This is a genomic window from Gemmata palustris, from assembly GCF_017939745.1.
GTDB classification, from domain to species: domain Bacteria; phylum Planctomycetota; class Planctomycetia; order Gemmatales; family Gemmataceae; genus Gemmata; species Gemmata palustris.
Map to the genome: position 1 here is coordinate 1,313,803 of NZ_JAGKQQ010000001.1, position 16,769 is coordinate 1,330,571.

General features: G+C 64.9%; 13 protein-coding genes. 4 read left to right on the forward strand and 9 right to left on the reverse strand.

Annotation, left to right across the window (positions count from 1 at the left end):
• Window position 1 precedes the first annotated feature (1 nt).
• Window positions 2-283 (forward strand): CPBP family intramembrane glutamic endopeptidase, encoded by a 282-nt coding sequence (locus J8F10_RS40615; protein ID WP_246523972.1) that lies wholly within the window; start codon window positions 2-4, stop codon window positions 281-283.
• Here J8F10_RS40615 and J8F10_RS05270 read toward each other — a convergent pair.
• Together J8F10_RS05270 and J8F10_RS05275 are read right to left on the reverse strand one after the other, a co-directional pair.
• Entirely contained in the window at window positions 280-852 is a 573-nt protein-coding gene (locus J8F10_RS05270) for a DUF1990 family protein (RefSeq protein ID WP_210652812.1), read from the reverse strand. The two genes, J8F10_RS40615 and J8F10_RS05270, sit on opposite strands and share 4 nt — an antisense overlap.
• 70 nt (window positions 853-922) lie before the next feature.
• Window positions 923-1,975: an Ldh family oxidoreductase gene (locus tag J8F10_RS05275; RefSeq protein ID WP_210652813.1), complete on the reverse strand. Its 1,053-nt coding sequence runs from the start codon at window positions 1,973-1,975 to the stop codon at window positions 923-925.
• A 78-nt stretch (window positions 1,976-2,053) separates the two neighbouring features.
• Between J8F10_RS05275 and J8F10_RS05280 the strand changes: the two genes are divergently transcribed.
• From J8F10_RS05280 to J8F10_RS05290, 3 genes are all read left to right on the forward strand, one after another.
• Window positions 2,054-3,088 (forward strand): aldose 1-epimerase, encoded by a 1,035-nt coding sequence (locus J8F10_RS05280; protein ID WP_210652814.1) that lies wholly within the window; start codon window positions 2,054-2,056, stop codon window positions 3,086-3,088.
• 93 nt (window positions 3,089-3,181) lie between these two features.
• Window positions 3,182-4,537, forward strand: coding sequence for a serine/threonine protein kinase (locus tag J8F10_RS05285; protein ID WP_210652815.1), 1,356 nt, complete (start codon window positions 3,182-3,184; stop codon window positions 4,535-4,537).
• Between the two features lie 164 nt (window positions 4,538-4,701).
• Window positions 4,702-5,880, forward strand: a complete 1,179-nt coding sequence (locus J8F10_RS05290) for a class I SAM-dependent rRNA methyltransferase (RefSeq protein WP_210652816.1) — start codon at window positions 4,702-4,704, stop codon at window positions 5,878-5,880.
• 12 nt (window positions 5,881-5,892) lie between these two features.
• Here J8F10_RS05290 and J8F10_RS05295 read toward each other — a convergent pair whose 3' ends face one another.
• Genes J8F10_RS05295 through J8F10_RS05325 form a run of 7 tightly spaced genes read right to left on the reverse strand, consistent with a single transcriptional unit; the run spans window position 5,893 to window position 16,697 of the window.
• Window positions 5,893-8,679, reverse strand: a complete 2,787-nt coding sequence (locus J8F10_RS05295; RefSeq protein ID WP_210652817.1) for a VWA domain-containing protein — start codon at window positions 8,677-8,679, stop codon at window positions 5,893-5,895.
• Window positions 8,676-10,442, reverse strand: coding sequence for a vWA domain-containing protein (locus tag J8F10_RS05300; protein WP_210652818.1), 1,767 nt, complete (start codon window positions 10,440-10,442; stop codon window positions 8,676-8,678). Before J8F10_RS05300 ends, J8F10_RS05295 begins: the two co-directional genes overlap by 4 nt.
• A 45-nt stretch (window positions 10,443-10,487) precedes the next feature.
• On the reverse strand, window positions 10,488-11,354 hold the full coding sequence (locus J8F10_RS05305; RefSeq protein ID WP_210652819.1) for a DUF58 domain-containing protein: 867 nt from the start codon (window positions 11,352-11,354) through the stop codon (window positions 10,488-10,490).
• Window positions 11,351-12,862 (reverse strand): hypothetical protein, encoded by a 1,512-nt coding sequence (locus J8F10_RS05310; protein ID WP_210652820.1) that lies wholly within the window; start codon window positions 12,860-12,862, stop codon window positions 11,351-11,353. The genes J8F10_RS05305 and J8F10_RS05310 overlap by 4 nt, the downstream gene beginning before the upstream one ends.
• On the reverse strand, window positions 12,859-13,797 hold the full coding sequence (locus J8F10_RS05315; protein WP_210652821.1) for an ABC transporter ATP-binding protein: 939 nt from the start codon (window positions 13,795-13,797) through the stop codon (window positions 12,859-12,861). The genes J8F10_RS05310 and J8F10_RS05315 overlap by 4 nt, the downstream gene beginning before the upstream one ends.
• Window positions 13,787-15,646 carry a hypothetical protein gene (locus tag J8F10_RS05320; protein ID WP_210652822.1) on the reverse strand — a complete coding sequence of 620 codons (1,860 nt, stop codon included), beginning with the start codon at window positions 15,644-15,646 and terminating at the stop codon, window positions 13,787-13,789. Before J8F10_RS05320 ends, J8F10_RS05315 begins: the two co-directional genes overlap by 11 nt.
• The gene (locus J8F10_RS05325) at window positions 15,639-16,697 is read right to left on the reverse strand and encodes an AAA family ATPase (protein WP_210652823.1); all 1,059 of its coding nucleotides are present in this window, start codon (window positions 16,695-16,697) and stop codon (window positions 15,639-15,641) included. Before J8F10_RS05325 ends, J8F10_RS05320 begins: the two co-directional genes overlap by 8 nt.
• Between the last annotated feature and the right edge of the window lie 72 nt (window positions 16,698-16,769).

Genomic DNA, 16,769 nt, shown 5'->3' on the forward strand with positions numbered 1-16,769 from the left:
GATGGCGCTGAAATACGGCTTCGCCGCGTGCGCCGAGGAGATCGTGACTCGTGCGTACCTGATTACTCGCTTAACGACATTGTTGAGGTCGCGCGGAGAGGCCGTGCTCGTGGCTGCGATCCTGTTCGCCTCGTACCACGTGTATCAGGGGCTGCAAGGGTTCATTGACGTGTTCGTATTCGGGGTGATGTACGGGATGATCTTCTTGGGTATTGGGCGCGTGTGGCCGTTGGTTTTGGCCCATGCGCTTTACAATATCCGGTTGGAACTGATGCTCAGTTAGTGTGCGGCCTGTTGCATCGCGCGGCCCGAGTCTCGGGCAAAGCGGCGCTGCGTCATCCGCGTGAGCGGGTAGCCCAATCGGGCCAGCAGATGGTTCGGGCGCGAGAACGCCAGAATGTCGTACCAGACGGCGTCACTGGCTTGGTCCCATTCGACCATGAACCGTTCTTCGCCCGATTCGGCGTGTCCTGGAAGGGTGCCGTAAGCGAATCCGAAACGGGCTACGGAGTCCGTTTCGTTCACGACATAAACGATCCGGCACGCATTGAGCCACCAGAACCCCATCACGCGCGCAATAACCGCCACGCACGAGCCGGTTTGGATGAGCGTGTCTGCTGGTTCGGCTTCGACCCAACCGAGGCGAAAGTGCTCCCAGCGTGTGAGGGCCGCCTTTGCAGCGAGGAACGTGCCTTCGCCGTCGCCGAGTTTGACCCGCGTGCGATCCACGACATAGCCGGGTGGCGGTGTGGTCGCGGTGGTGCCAACGGCTGCGTAAGAGAAATCGAGCCGGGATTGCGCGGCGAGAAACTTCTGAATAACTTCGGGCGAAGGCTTGCGGAGTAGGGGCATGGTGGTGCTCGTTGCGGTGCCGAATCCACGTGAATCGAACCGCGGATCGGCCCGGTTTTTTAACGGCGGCCTACACCGGGAGCGATACTTTCAACTCCGCTGCGGCCTTTGCAATGAGTTCCCACGTGCCGTCGGGTACCGGGATGCCGCTCACGAGGCGCTTTTGCTTTGTGAACCGTTCGGGGTCACCTGGGAGTGTGATCGCGTTCACACCTGCGACCGTCGGGCACGAGCGGACGTATGCCGTGAGGCTGTCGGTTTCCTTCAGGAAGTGCTCAGTGCCGCCAAAAAGCGCCGGATTGAACAGCACGAACACGGCGGCGTTTCCCTGACCCGCGAGCGGGAATGTGGGATTGCTACACGCTCCGCCTGACAATCCACCGCACAAGAGGTCGAGCAGCAAGCCCAGGCCGAAGCCCTTGTAGGCTTGCGTTCCACCGAACGGAATCAGGCTGCCACGCGGTTCGCTGTAGAGCACGCCGGGGTCGTTTGTGGGTGCGCCGGTGTGGTCGATGAGCCAGCCGTCCGGCGCGGGCTCTTTCTTCTGGAACTGGGCGCGAACCTTACCTTCGGCTGCCGCACTTGTGCCGAAGTCGATGACCACCGGCGCGTTGGACGTTGGCGCACCCATGCAAATCGGGTTGGTACTGATACGGCCCTCGGTGCCTCCCGGCGGCGCAACGCGGCGGCCCGAACCGTGTGAGTTCACCGCCGCGAACAGGGCCATGTTATTCTTCGCCGCGAACTCCGCGTACTCACCCAGGCGCCCGGTGTGACCGCAGTTCCGCAGCGTGCCGGCCGCGATCCCGAGCGCTTTGGCCTTGGGGAGCAGTTTGTCGAGCAACCGGTAGGTCTGAACCTGCCCCAATCCCCAACCCGCGTCCGCAGCGACGACGGCCGGAGTTTCGGAGATCACTGTTAATGGCGCGCCGGCCTTGTACGTCCCCTTCCTCAAGAAGTCGATGTACTGCGGTACGCGCATCACGCCGTGGGAATCGTGCCCACACAGGTTCGCATCTACCAGGCTTCGCGCGACCACATTCGCATCGGCCGCGGGAACGCTCACCGACTCGAACAGTGCCTGCGTGAAGGTGACGAGTGTGGAAGAGGAGAAAGTCGGCATCAGAAGGCCCGTGAATTTGGGGAGAGGCTGCGGGTACAATCACCTCGCGAACCGTCATTATCGTAGGGGAGGGGAATCATGGCCTTTGAAGTGCGCACAACGCAGGGCGGGGCGGGGGACCGCAGCGGCGAAGTGTACGAACTCACGAACGACACCGGCACGGTACGGGCCGAAGTGTGGCCGCAGTGGGGGTTCAACTGCCTCAAGTGGCAGGTCCGGCAGGAAGATAATCGCTGGGCCGACATCCTCTTTCACATGCCGGACTGGGAGAGTAACCCGGTCCCGACGCGGAGCGGGCACCCGATACTGTTCCCATTTCCCGGAAGGCTGCGCGACGGGCGTTTCACGTTTGAGGGCAAGACGTACCAGCTCCCGCTCAATGAATCGACGAAGCTCCACGCGATCCACGGGTTCACCCCGCGCAACAAGTGGCGCGTCACGGACTGGAACGGCGATTCAGAGTTCGCATTCGTTACGGGTGAGTTCAACCTCGCGAAAGATCTGCCCGAATCTCTATCGCTATGGCCGTCGGATTTTCGGTTCAGCGTGACGTACCGGCTCTACGCGAACAAGTTGCGTGTGGACGCCCGCGTTGAGAACGTCGGATCGGGACCACTTCCCTTCGGATTGGGCTACCACGGCTACTTTCGGCTTCCCGGAATGAGTACTCCCGACGTCGCCGATTGCGTGCTCCAGGCGAACGTAAACGAGGTCTGGGAAGTGAACGAGAACAACCTCCCGACCGGCTGGCGCAAGGAACTGCCCGCCGACCTCAACTTCCGGCAACCGCGCGCAGTCGGAAGCACCGCCCTCGATAATGTGTTTACGGGCGTGCTGAGTAGTGAGACCCGTAACAGCGGTTTTGTCGACCTCGCGCGGCTCTCGCACCCGAACGCGGCGGGCAGCCTTCGCGTGCGCGCGGACGCTTCTTTCCGTGAACTCGTATTGTTCACGCCCGCCCACCGTCACGCGCTCGCGATCGAGCCCTACACCTGTTCCGCCGACGCCTCGAACTTGCAGGCGCGCGGAATCGACAGCGGGTGGCGGATTCTTCCACCGGGGGGCGATTGGGAGGGGGCCGTCGAATACGTTTGGGAGCCGACCGAACTCTGACCGGGTTTCACCTCTGGCAGTAAGCGGTTGCCGGCCGGCCGAACGCATCCTAGCTTTGCGTACTTCGATGTACGCTCGGTGGGGGTACGCGGGATGGCGGGGACCACGGCGCTCGGCAAGTACCGGCTGCTCAACTCACTCGGCAGCGGGAGCAACGCCGAAGTGTTTCTGGCCCAACCGCTCCAGCACCCCGATTTCCGCGTCGTGGTGAAGCGCATCCACGATCACGTTGTCACGCATCCGAAGTTCCGCCAGCTCTTTGAGGCGGAAGTTCGGTCGATGGCGAACTTCAATCACCCCTATGCGGTGCAACTCCTCGAAGCCGCGGTCGATGACCCGATCGGCCCGTGCCTCGTGATGGAGTACGTGCCCGGGATCACGCTCGAAGACCTACTCGCCAAGCACCGCCGACTCCCGCCGGAGCGCGTGGGGCGGTTGCTGGCGTGCTTCTGTCAGGCGCTCCAGGCCGCGCACGACGCGGGGATCGTTCACCGCGACCTGAAGCCCTCGAACTTAATGGTACTGAACGCGGACACGGAACGGGAAACGCTCAAGGTCATGGACTTCGGGTTCGCCGGGTTCGCCGCGAAGCCGCACATTCAGCTCGCCGAACTCACGGGACACGGCCCGATCTACGCGATCGGCACCCCCGGCTATGTGAGCCCGGAGATGGTCCGCGGCGATCGCGTCGACTCGCGCAGCGACCTCTACTCGGTCGGTGTAATCCTGTACGAGATGCTCACGGGTCGGTTGCCGTTCAACTACGACTATCAGGACAAGCTCCTCGCGGCCCACATCAAGGAGTCGCCGCCCAAGTTTACCAAGATCGGGCGCGGGGACGTTCCGCCGATGGTCGAAGCGGTGGTACAGCTCGCACTGTGCAAGTACCCGAACGAGCGCCAGCAGTCCGCGCGCGAACTCGCCATGATGTTCGGTCAGGCACTCGGTGACGATTACTGGGAAGCCGCGATGCCCGAGGGCTGGGAGCCGATGGCGGTCGCGGAAGACGACGGTGATGCACCCCCACCGGCTCAGGTGACGCGGGCATCGATCGATCCCTACCACGTGACCCACGAGTTCGAGGCGTTCATGCCGGAGCGCCTTGCCGCGGCCAAGCTCCGCGGGTTCGTGGAGGATTTCGGCGGGCAGGTGCTCACGAGCGAACCCGGGGTGATTCGGATGCGCCTCGGCGTCCCTAACGGTTACAAGGAAGCCAAAGAGGGCAGCGGCCTCCTCGGGTGGTTCGCCGCGCGCCGGCCTTCCGTGCCACGTGGTCAGGAGCCGATCGAACTCGAACTCCAGATGGACAAGCCCGACCCCGGCCAACCGCGGTTGTGTGTTGTTGCGGCCTTTCGCCCACTCAAGGACTACCCGCCGAAGGACCAGAACCACTGGCACGAGCGCTGCGACAAACTTCACATGGCGCTGCGGCAGTATTTGGGGGCGTAATTTCCGGTAAATGAGGCTCGAGCAACCAGAAAGAGCACACGAGTCACAAAGGGAACTGAGAGAACGAGTTCGTGGAACTCAATTTTTCTCTTCGGTTCCTTTTTGTGCCCCGTGTGCTCTTTCGTCGCCATTCTGTCTTTGGCCTTCACTACTATCATGACTAGATGAACTCCGAAATTGCTCCGATTCCCGTTGTTGCGCTGAAGATCGAGCGTCGATCGTCGCACCCCTGGATCTTCCAAAAGATGGTCGAGAAGCCCGCTGCGCGCATCGCGCCGGGCAGCATCGTCGACATTCAGGACAAGAACGGCCTGTGGGTCGCCCGCGGCTTCTACAACGGCCACTCGCGCATAACACTCCGCGTACTCACCACGAAGCAAGACGAAGCCGTGGACGCGGACTACTTCGCGCGGAAGATTGCCGCCGCGGTCGCGTTCCGGCGCGAGGCCCTCAAACTCGACGACGTGACAAACGCTTACCGCCTCGTCCACTCCGAGGCCGATGCACTCAGTGGGCTGATCGTGGATCGCTTCGGCGACACGATCGTGTTGGAGTTCTTCGCGGCCGGCATGTACAAGCAGCGCGGCGTGATTATGGACGCCCTCCGCGCGCACTACCCCGCTGCGCGGTTCTACTACTTTGCCGAAGAACACGTCGGCAAGCAAGAATCGTTCGACTGCCGCGCGCCCGAACCACCGCCGCCCGACGTGATTACCGAACACGGACTGAAGTTCCGCGTGGCTCCTGGGAGCAAGCACAAAACGGGCTTCTTCGTCGACCAGCGCGACAACCGCAAGACCCTCTCCGAGTTCTGCCGCGGGAAGCGCGTGCTGGACATCTGCTGCAACACGGGCGGTTTCGGCGTGTATGCGAAGGCGCTCGGCGGCGCGTCGGAGGTGGTCGGGCTGGACCTCGATGAACAAGCGCTCGACATGGCGAAACAGAACGCCAAACTGAACGGCGCCCAGATCCGCTACGTACAAGCCGACCTGTTCGCGTGGCTGCGAGACATCATCCCGAACGGCGAGAAGTTCGATACGGTCGTACTCGACCCTGCGAAGCTCACTCGCGACCGCGAAGACGTCGAGCAGGCGCTGAAAAAATATTGCGACATGAACCGGCTCGCGCTGCACGTGGTGAAGCCCGGCGGCGTGTTGCTCACGTGTTCCTGCACCGGGCTGGTGAGTGAATACGACTTCCTCGAGTCGATTCGCCGGGCCGCGTGGCAGGCCGGGCGCACGATCCAGGTGTTCAAGATCACCGGTGCGGCTTCGGACCACCCGTTCTTGTTGCACGTGCCCGAAGGCCGCTACCTGAAGGCCGTGTTCTGTCGCGTCGAGTAAGTGCCCCGCCGCTCAACCGTCGCCACGCTTGCGATCCCGCACTTGGCGCATGGCATCGAGCAAACCGCCTTTGACTTCGGGGGGCGGGACCACTTTCGGTTGTTCGGGGGCCGTGCTCGGTGCGGTCGATTCCTTCGCGGCCGGTTTGCTCGTCACGGCAACCGGCGTAGAGGCGATTAGTTTTCTCTTGAACCGGAACCGGAACGACTTCGGTCGTATTGCAGCGATGGCGGATGTGACCAAGCCCGTTCGCCGTTCCAGCACTTCGAGTAGCAAACACACGACGGCCGTGAGTAAGAGCCACGGGGTTAGCGGGAACGATCGCGGGCGCCGCGGGAGATCTTTCCAGACGCCCGAAAGGTCGACCCGTTCGACACCGCCTGTGGACCGCGCGAGCCGTTCGAGTGTTGCGCGCCCGCGATCGTCGCTCGCGCCGAGCGGTGCTGGGGCATACTCGGGCGAGAACGGCAAACAGACGGGCGGGAGCGATTGCGGCTTTTGCCCCGGGACCGAAACCGTACTCAGAGCCGTTTCTTCGCCTTCCAACGAAACATCGGCGACCAGCGTATCGGGTCCGGCCCAGACGAGTGGGACGGTTTCGGTTCGCGGCGCCTCGCCGGGACGCGCGCGCAGCGTGCGGAGTTGCGGAACGCCCGCGAACGGCTCTGCCTTTCGTTCCGGGTCGAGGTGCAACTGAATTCGGCTCACCCCGTTTCTCACTTCTTGTGTCACGGCCATGCCGTCGGCCAAGGCGCCCGATTGCCCGGCGGTCCAGCGAGCCAGGCTCGCATAGAACTCGCCGGTTTCGGGTGACTTGGCGAACGCCCCGGCGAATTTGCCGTCCGCCTCTCCCGTGTAACACAGCACGCGCCCGGAACCCGCTTGCCACGACGCGACGACCGGTGCCTTGTACTCGTCCCGGCTCACGACGCCTAACGTGGCTTCGGGACGCAGATAGCACAGGTTGTATCCACCGATACTGCGATCGAGCGCGAACGATCGACCGGCGAGAGCCGCGAGCCCGGCGGTGGGCTGCACGCGGACCGGGTCTTCGAGGAAGCTGTTCCGCGCAACCACGAACGTGTCCTGAGCAAAGAGCCGCGGGAGTTCTTCCGGACTATCGGTGATGAAGATGCGCCCGCCCCCGCGCTTTGCCACGTCTTCCAGCAGTGCGGCGTCTTTGTCGGTGTTCTTTCCGAGGCCAATGACGCTCACCGTGATGCCGGCCTTACGGGTGTTGGCGAGAAGCTCCTTGTAGTTTCCGGGCTGCTCGGCGTCCGCGGCGTCCGCAAATAGCACGATGTGTTTGGTACCCGCTTTCGCGTGGCGGATCATGTCCGCAGACGCGGTCAATGCTTCGTCCACGTAGATGCCACCGCCCGAGGACTGAATCCGGAGGATCTTGTCGCGAACGCGGTCCTTGTCTTTCACCAGACCGAGTTCGGCGATCTCGTGGGCGGAGGTATCGACGGCGAAGCACCCGAACTCGTCCAGTGGGCCGAGCATGTCGAGCACCTGCGCCGCGCCGAGGTTCGCGAGGTCCATCTTCACTCGCCCCCCTCCGGCCGGGATCGCCATGCTGCCCGAGCGATCGAGGGCGACAACGATCGCCAGCGCGAGTTTGCGGTGCTCCTGGCGGAGCTCCATCGATACGGGCATGATCGGCTCCAGCGGTGATTTGTAGTAGCCGCCGGGGCCGTAAGACTGCTTCCCACCGGTGACCATGAGGCCGGACCCGCTCGCCCGAACCCAACTCGCCAGCGTCTCCATGTTCCGTGTGCCGATTTTCTCGGCGGGCACGTTCTCCAGGATCACCGCCGAATACCCCGAGAGTTCTTCGAGCGTGAAGTTGAAGCGGTCTGCTTGGATCGCACGAACATCGAGTCCCCCGGATTTTAAGAGGGCTGTCAGACCCGAGGACGCGGTCGGTGTGAGGTGCAGGATCGGGCGCGGGCCGTTGACACCGACCAGTACACGAGCGGTGTTGTTCTCGGGCACCGGGTCGTCGGCCGCAGCACGAACGCGGACGCGGTAGTTTTGGCTCCCGGGTTCGGCGGCGCGGTCGCGGAACGTCAGGCGGTTCAGCCCGGCCGTCACGCGCTGTTCGCCACTGGCGATGACCTTGTCCCCGCGTGTCACCTCGAACCGAATGGTGTCTTCGACGGGTGATTGCACCCAGGCCGTGATGAGGAACCCTTCGCCGGGCGCGACCGCTGTGGGCGCATCGACCCGGGCCACGGCCAGATCGCCCGCGGTCGGTCGGCTGCGGTGGCGATAATCGACCGCGATGCGGCGATCCGCGGCTAACCCGGCGAGGGCCGATGGGTCGCGCCCCGTCCACCGACCGTCGGAGAGCACCAACACGCGCCCCGGTGCGTCTTTCGGAACCAACGACAAAGCGGCATCGATCCCCTCACCCAAATTGGACCCATCGGCGCCGACTTCGTGTGTAAAACCTGTGAACTTGTCGCTGCTCGGTGCGCGTTCAACGACCACCGTTTCCCCGAACGACACTACTGCGAGCCGGTCGTTCGAGCCCATCGCAGAGTGTAGTAGGTCGATGAGTTCCTTGTGGTCGGCGTCCGAGCCGGCCGGCATGGACCGGCTGCGGTCCACGACGACGACGACGGTGCCCGCGCGACTCGGGAAGCGCAGCGCCAGCCCCGCGAGTGCGGCAATGGTTAAGAGGACGATCGCCACGCGGAGCCCGTTCAGCAACCGACCGGGCAACGGGTACCGAACCAGTGCGGCCAGGAGTGGCACGGCGAGCAGCAGCCAGAGGGGTTCGAGCAGCGTCACGGATTCGCTCCCGTGGCAGGCTTTCGGGCCAACAGCCTCACGTGCAGCGTGGCGATTGCCAGGGCCACCAATACGAACCACGCGGTCACGTCACGGTAATCGTTGCGGAGCGTCGTTTCATTGAGTTCATCGCCCCAGCGCCCGGTCACACATTTCGTGAGGTCCGATTCGTCGCGGTTCAGCGCGTTCGCGGCGAAGTCGGCACTCTCGGTTCCGCCCCGCAAGGAATAGACGCCGGGCCGTTCCGCGCGGATGGCCGCGCGCCGGGCGTAGACCGGCACAGTGGACCGTTCGCCCCCCGGCTTGGTGACCTCGATCGAGCCGGGTGACGTGTTCAGCGTCCATACGGCTTCTTCACCGAGGCGCACGTTCGCGCGCTGGAGGCCGGGTTGGAACGACGCGCGCCAGTGAACTAGGTTCCAGACGAGCGCGGGCCACGCGGGGGATTGCGTCAACGTCGAGAGATCGGGTCGGAGGCGCAACTGGACTTCGTGCCGCCCGGTCGCGGATTCGGTGTCGGTGAGGAGCGGAACGTTCCCCGCCATCACCACCGGGGAACCGGACAACGGGCCTTTGCCCGCGCCCCAAACGACACCCGTCAGCGAAAGCCCGTCCGTCAACGGGTGCGCGCGATCGAGCACGAACGGCCCGGTGAACGCCTCGGCCTCGGGTTCCCGGAGCACGCGCACGGCCCAGGAATCCTCAACATCCGGTGCGACCACTGCGCCATCAACCAGAACGAGTTGTGGTCGAAGATTGGTGGGGACGGCGGTGCCGGTCGCCTTCAGTGCTCGCTCGAACGCCGACCGCAGTTCCTTGTCGGCGAGTCGCACTTCGTAAGTCACGGACTTGCGCGCTGCCGCGAGAAGTGACGCGGAATTGTCGATGTCCAGTTCGCTGTCGTCTACGATGGCACGCACGGTCCCCGTCGCTTCGGGCAGTTCCAACACGAGCCGCTGCGTTTCGCCGGCGCCGACCTTCAGCTCCGAGCGGCGCAGCTCGCGGGCGGGCTGCACTTCTTCGATGCGGAGTGTCGTTGAACGGGCTTCCGGGGCGAGGTTCGCGACTTCGATTAAGAGACGGTCGCCGCGCGGCCCGGCGGTCCGGCTCGCGTTCACGAACGCCCAGTTGGGTGCGGCCGAACCGAGTGCCCACCAGCGCACGCGCCCCTCTTTTAGTGGCGCTTCGGGGGCGTGGTCGGTGAGTACGAGCACGCGGGCCGATTCCCCACCGAATTCCAGTGCGAGGGCAACCGCGGAGTCGAGTCGAGCGGTCGCCGTTTGGCACGTCCACCCTTCCAGGAGGTGTTCGATTTCGCTCGTGTGCGAAACCGCTTCTCCCAGGATTTGCGGGCGGTCGCCCGCGAGGACGAATCGCACCGAACTTCGCGGTACGCGGTGGAGGTCATCGAGTAGAGCTTCGGCTGCGCGCTTGCGGGGCGACTCGGGCGCCCCGGCCCGCATCGAGAACGAATCGTCGAGCACAACAATGAGGGGACCGGCGCCCGTAGTCGCGGGCACGTGAACCCCGGCCGCCGCGAGTGCCAGGAGCGCGAGCACGAGAAGTTCGAGCCAGAACACGAGCGGAAGGCGCGGGCGATCGACTTGGCGCCCGCCGTCGGGGGCGACCCGGGCGTCCGTCCACAGGAGCAAGCTCGAAACGGGGTGGAGCCGCGAGCGCGTGTGCAGGTAGTAAATCGCCGCCAGCGCCGGGAGCGCTGCGAACCCAAGGAGCGCCAGTGGAGTCGAGAGCACGGGGAGCATGTAGCGGCTCTGCGAGGCCCGGGACGAGGTTCACTTCGGGACACGTCACCCGACTTCTAGCACCCCCGCGGCGACGAGCGGGTCCAGGCGCCAGTCGCGGAGAACGTCTTCGGCCACGACGGTGGTGAAGACCGCGCCGGCCGCGCGACAGGCGTCGTGCCAGTGGCCCTGGAGCCGGGCCAGGTTTTCGCGGTAGCGGTTGGCGGCCGTCGCATCAATGCGCACTTCGCGCACCTGGTCCGTCTCGCTGTCGAGAAGGCGCAAGTACCCGCCGGTCGGCGGGTTCGCGTCGGCGTGGGCGAGCACCTGAACCACGACCGCGGTCGATGCGCGATCGGCCAGCATCCGAACGGCTTGCCCCGGGTCCGCGTTCCACAACAAGTCGCTGAGCAGAACGCGCGCGCTGCGGGGGCGCCAGCGCGCCGCGACACTCGCGAGAGCTTGCACGGGGCTGGTGCGGTGCTCGAACCGAATCGCGTCCCATTCGGCGGGGCGGTGCCGGTGGTCGCCGAGTGGTACCGCGTCGGCGCCGAGGAGCCACCCCGAATGCGAGTACCCCGCGTTCACCGCTGCCGCCGCGAAGAACCCGGCGAGGGCCAGCGTGCCCTGCAACTTCGCCGAACCCGCCAGTGCCATTGACTTCGATCCGTCAATGAGCACGTCCAGGTGCGGCGCGACCTCTTCGCGAAACAGCTTCACGCTCAGTTGGTCGTTACGGGCGAAGGCGCCCCAATCCACGTGCCGCAAATCGTCGCCGGGTTCGTACCCGCGGTAGTCGCGGAACTCCAGCGAGGAGCCGGCGCGCGCGCCGAGCGCTGAACCGGTGCGGTTCGCGGGGCCGTGGCGCGGGGCGGCCAGTGTGAACCGCTGGGCCGCTACTACCCCTTTTTGCAGGAACGCGGACGCGCTCATTCGTCCGCCTCGCTCTCCGCTTCGGGCGGCCGGAAGTTCATGACCTGTTTCGCGAGCCACGTAACGTTCGCCAGCGTTACGACACCGGCCCACGCGACCAAAAAGAAGGTCGTGAGCCCGACGTGACTGCCCGAGGACCGAATCGCGTCGTCGATCATCACGACGGGGTTCGTTAGGTAGAGGCCGATCACATCGTCCGTGTACCGCGACGAGCGCTCGAACAGGGCGAAGCGAACGATGTACGGTAGCGTGCAACCGATCCCGAAGAGAAGGGCACCGATGATCCACGTGTAGCCGCAGCGAAACCCGGACCCGGCGAGCGCGCGACGGAGCACGATCGCGGAGAGGCTGTAGCAGTACGTGTATGCGGCGATCAGGGCCACAATCAGCACGATTTTCGTTTCGGAGTCGGGCAGTCTCGTTGAGGGCACGACGAGGTACCACGCGGCGAGACCGAGTGCGCTGAGCCCGGCGCCGATGACGCCGAAGGCGAGCCCGCCGGCCGCGCCACTGTAGAAGAAGAACGCCGGCGCGCGGAGGACGACCCGGCTCGGGATGCGCCGCGCGACTCGTGCGCCCCATCCGTCGCGCTCGCAGCTCGCGATAATCATCTGGAGCGAAAAGAGCACGCAACCCAGCACGCCCCAAACGGCCATCGGTTCGGGCCGTCTGATGTGGAGGCTCCAAATACCGAAGCCGACGGCCTGAACGACCCACAAGGCGAGCGTGTAGACCCGCACGGTGAACGCCCGGTTCGCGGCCGGCGGGCTAATCAGGGCCACGGCCCACACGAACAGGAGGCCGATGGTGCCGAAAATCACTACCACGAGCCCCGCACAACCGGCCCAAAATTCCCAAGAAAGGGTGTCGAGTGCGGTCTCGCCCTGGAGGAACGCGGTCGACAGTGCCAACAACCCCGCGCCGAGGTAGCAAATGGTGATGAAACCGCCGAGCCCCAGCAGGATGCGCAACCCGCGGTTCGCGGGCACGGCGGCCAGGAACAGGGCGAACGTCGTTCCCGTCAACACGACGAGGTAGTCCGCGGCGAGCACGACGAGAATGGTGGGAACGTCGAGCCCGCGCATCACGTAGGCGAAGGTCATGAACGGCGCACAGGCGCTGAAAATGAGCAGCGCCAGAGCGCCCGCCGCGATCAACTTCCCCGCGAGCACCGCCCGAGGGGTCAGTGACGAGATGAACAGAAGATCGACGTTCACATCGGAGCGCTCCGAGGCGAGCCGCGCGCCCGTCATCGTCGGGATCAGGATCATGCACGCGGCGAGCAAGATGCCCTGCACGAACGTGAACATGTCGCGCCCGGCCCGGAGGTTGATGTCGTCCGAGTCCGCCAGTTCGCGCCCGGTAATCATGAGCAGCATGACCACCAGTTGGACGGTGAGGAACAGCAGCAAGAACCCGGCGACGAGCCGGCTGTTGACGGCCTGGCGCGTCTCCTTCACCACGATCGGGTTGATGCGGTCGCCGACGCGCGTCAGGAACTCGGTCATTGCACGTCCCCCCGCGTCACGTCCAGGAAGATCTGCTCCAAATCGGCCCGCCGGGGCCGGAACTCGAGGAGCCGGAACCCGGCGCGAATGACGTTCTCCAAGAGGTCGCAGCACCCCTCGTCGTCTCCGGAGTGGTCCACTTCCACCGCTCCCTCGACGGGCCGCGCGTCCTCGACTCCCGGTAGCTCCAGCACCGCTTTGAGCAACTCCTCGGTGCGGTTCAATGGGCGGATCACGACGGTACGGTGCGCCTTGCCCTTGTTGTTACGCGACAGAATTTGTTGGAGCGTGCCGGCGCGGAGGATCGTCCCGCGCTCGATGATTACGGCGCCGGTACAGATCTCCGCCAGTTCCGAGAGAATGTGCGAGCTGATGAGGATCGCCTTCCCCTGGGAGGCGAGCACCTTGAGCAGTTCGCGCAGTTCGATGCGCGCACGGGGATCGAGACCGGCCGCCGGTTCGTCCATGAGCAACACGGGCGGGTCGTGGACGAGCGCCCGGGCGATACTCACCCGGTTCTTCATCCCCTTGGAAAGCGCGTTGAGGGTCTTGTCGCGGATGCCGAGCAGGTTGGTGAACTCCTCGACACCCTCCACGGTCTGTCGGCGCTTCTCGCCGCGAATGTTGTAGGCCCGGGCGAAGAAGTCGAGGTACTCGTGGACCGTGACGTCGCGGTGCGACGGCAGGTTGTCGGGTACGTAGCCGATGTACTTGTGGGCCTTCTCGGGCTCCTCGATCACGGAGACGCCGTCGATGGTGGCGTTCCCGGACGTGGGTTCCTCCAGCGTGGCCAGCACGCGCATCGTGGTCGATTTTCCGGCCCCGTTGGGACCGATGAAACCGAAGATCTGGCCGGACGAGAAGCTGAACGAGATGCCGTTCACGGCGCGCGTCTGGCCGTACTGCTTGCGCAGGTTCTGGATCTCAACTTCCATCGCCGCCCTCCTTCAAGATTCCATACACGACGGACCGCGTCTTCCGAACGGACGCGCCGGGCATGCCGTCGTCCACGAACGGGGCGGCTTCCATCACACCGAGGTAGGTGCGCGGCGCGAGCAGTGCCGGACCATCGGATTTCATCCGGTCCGGGAGCGTAGACCAGTCGCCCGCATAAATACTGCGCAATGTCTTCGCTCCGGCGGTGGCTGGAGCGCCCGGCAACGGTTTCAGAGCGGCGCGCCCGCCCCCGGGAATCCCCTCCGCGAAGAACACGTTCCCGCCCTCGTCCCGGTACCAGAACTGGCTCAAATCGGCGCCGAGCCCGTTCACGGCTTCGGGCGCTCCATCGGCCCCTTTCGAGATCGTCATGCGTTCGCGCCGGAGTTCGCTCTTGCGGAGCGCGAAGTGTGCGGGCACGCGCGGGGTCAACCAACCGGAGGCGAGGTGTTGTTCCCGCGTCCAGTCGATGGTGAGGGCCGAGTTGGAAGACCCGCGCCGGCTGTACGAGGACGAGTACGGGTCTTCGCCGTTCTGGTAGCTCACCTCCGTCTCGGCGCTGAACCGCAACCCGCCGCTGGGAAGGAGCGGCGTGTAGAACCCGGTCCACCCCAGCGTCGAAGCCCGTCGGCTGTTTTCGTCCAACACAGTGAATCCTTCGATCCGGCTGCGACCCTGCCACCCTTCGGTGAGCGCCATGTAAGCGAACACGGTGAGGCACGTGACGAACGAAATGAGCGGCACGGTCCAGAAGAGCCAGAGCTTCCGCTTCTTACGGATCAGGATTATCAAGTTCACCGGCCCGATAGCGATCGCGAACACGAACATGAGGGCCAGCAAACCCTTCACCGGAACACCGATGTCTTCGACAACCGGGAAGGTGCGGTTCGCGTCGCTCGGCGTCCGCGTGCGCAGCCACGGTGCGGCCGTACTGGACCAGGATTCGAGTACGGGAGTCAGTACACGGGCCGGGAACGTCGCGATATCGGTCTGGTCCGTGGTAATGCACTGCCCAAAGCCGGGCGCTGCGACGGAAACGGGGTGCTGTGGGTCGGGTTTGAGCTTCCACGGGCCGGGCAATTGCGGATCGCGCCCGAGCACGAAAAGTGCCCCGCCGCACTCCACGTACTGCCCGATGGCGCTGCGAACCTCGGCCGGCATGCGCCGCAGGTCGTCGGCGGTGACCACGACACCGTCGTACCGCGTGTACCCGAGCCAGTTGGTGCTCCACTGATCGACCGCCTGGTCCGCACGAACGGTCTCGGCAGTGAGGTACTTGCCCGCGGACTGGAGCTGAGCTTGCGTTTGCGCGGTCCAGTCCGAGAACCGAGTATCGACGCTCTTGCTGTAGAGCGCGAGTAACTGAGTCCCCCAACTGCGAGCGGAGCCATACGACGAGTGCCCGCGCGAGCCGGTGCTGGTCCCGACCGGGAGCGCTGAGTCCTCTTCGCGCCCGTCAATGGTGACACCGGCACCGTTGCCCCGGAGATCGATCCTCTCGGGGTACGCGATGACCACCCGGGCGCTCTCGCCCGCTCCAACGCTCACGTTTCGAGAAACGGCCCGGAGGTAATCGCCACCGTAAGAGTAACTCGACTTCGGGTAGGTAATGCGGACGTCGTGTGCGGCCTGCGACGAACGGTTGGTGACGACGAACTCGACCTCGGCGTACCCGTGGACCGCGGTCCCGCGCGGCTCGCTCTTGATCGTCACCTCAATGTCGCCGTACTTGGCAGCCCGTGCGAGTGACGAACTGAAGAGAATGGCGAGAAGCGCGAGAACCAATTGCCCCCGCGGGCCGAGTACCAGTGCCGTCGTTCGTCCCCGCTCGTTCTGGATGTCACGCACGGTTCACCTCGGCAACGGTCAGATCGCGGGGGAGATTCAAACCGGCCTCGTCCGTCTTGTCGAACAGTTCGCGAACGATCGCGAACGCATCAACCGCGTCGAGGCGGGCCTTGTAATTGAGAATGAGCCGGTGGTTCAGAACGGCGGGGGCCACCGCGCGAACGTCAGCGAACCCGACCGTCGGTCGGCCCGCGAGCAGCGCTGCGGCGCGGGCCGCTTCCGCAATGGCGATCGCGGCCCGCGGGGACGCTCCGAAGGCGATGTACGTCTTCACGAGAGGCGGCGCTTCGGCCGAACTGCTGTGCGTCGCCGCGACGAGCCGCGAGATGAAGCGGGCCACCGGGCGCGGCAAGAAGATCCGGTCCATGATGCCGAACACGTTGCGCAGTTGTTCGGCACTCATCGTCCACGTCGGTTGTGGCGGCTCGCCGCGGCGCCGAGAACTGATGATTCGATCGAGGGTGTCCGCGTCCGCGGGGGCAACAACGAGCTTGAACAGGAACCGGTCTAGTTGTGCTTCGGGCAGCGGGTACGTGCCCTCGAGTTCGATCGGGTTTTGAGTCGCGAGCACGAAGAACGGATCGGGGAGCGGCCGGGTCGCGCCGAGCAGCGTGACGCAGCGCTCCTGCATCGCTTCGAGAAGGGCCGACTGCGTCTTCGGCGAGGCACGGTTGATTTCGTCGGCCAGTAACAAGTGTGTGAAGATCGGTCCGGGGCGGAACACCATTTCGCGCCCCGCGCCGGGCACCTCTTGCAGAATGTGCGAACCGAGGATGTCGCCGGGCATCAGGTCCGGGGTGAACTGCACGCGCTTGAAATCGAGCCCGAGAAGCTGGCTGAGGGCTTTGACGAGTGCGGTCTTGCCGACGCCGGGAACCCCTTCGAGCAGCACGTGCCCGCGGCTCAGAATGCCGATCATGACGAGCCGGTGCAATTCGGGCCGCCCGAAGAGCATCGTGTCGAGTTGTTCTAGCAGTCGGCCGGCGAGTTCGGTGGCCGGTTTCAGTTCATCGGGTTCCAGCAGCGCGGCGGGCTTCGCGGGGTCGGACATGCGGGCCTCATTCCATTCTGGACCGGATGAACCGGGCCGACCGAACTCGGAAAACGCCGTGTAAAGTACCGA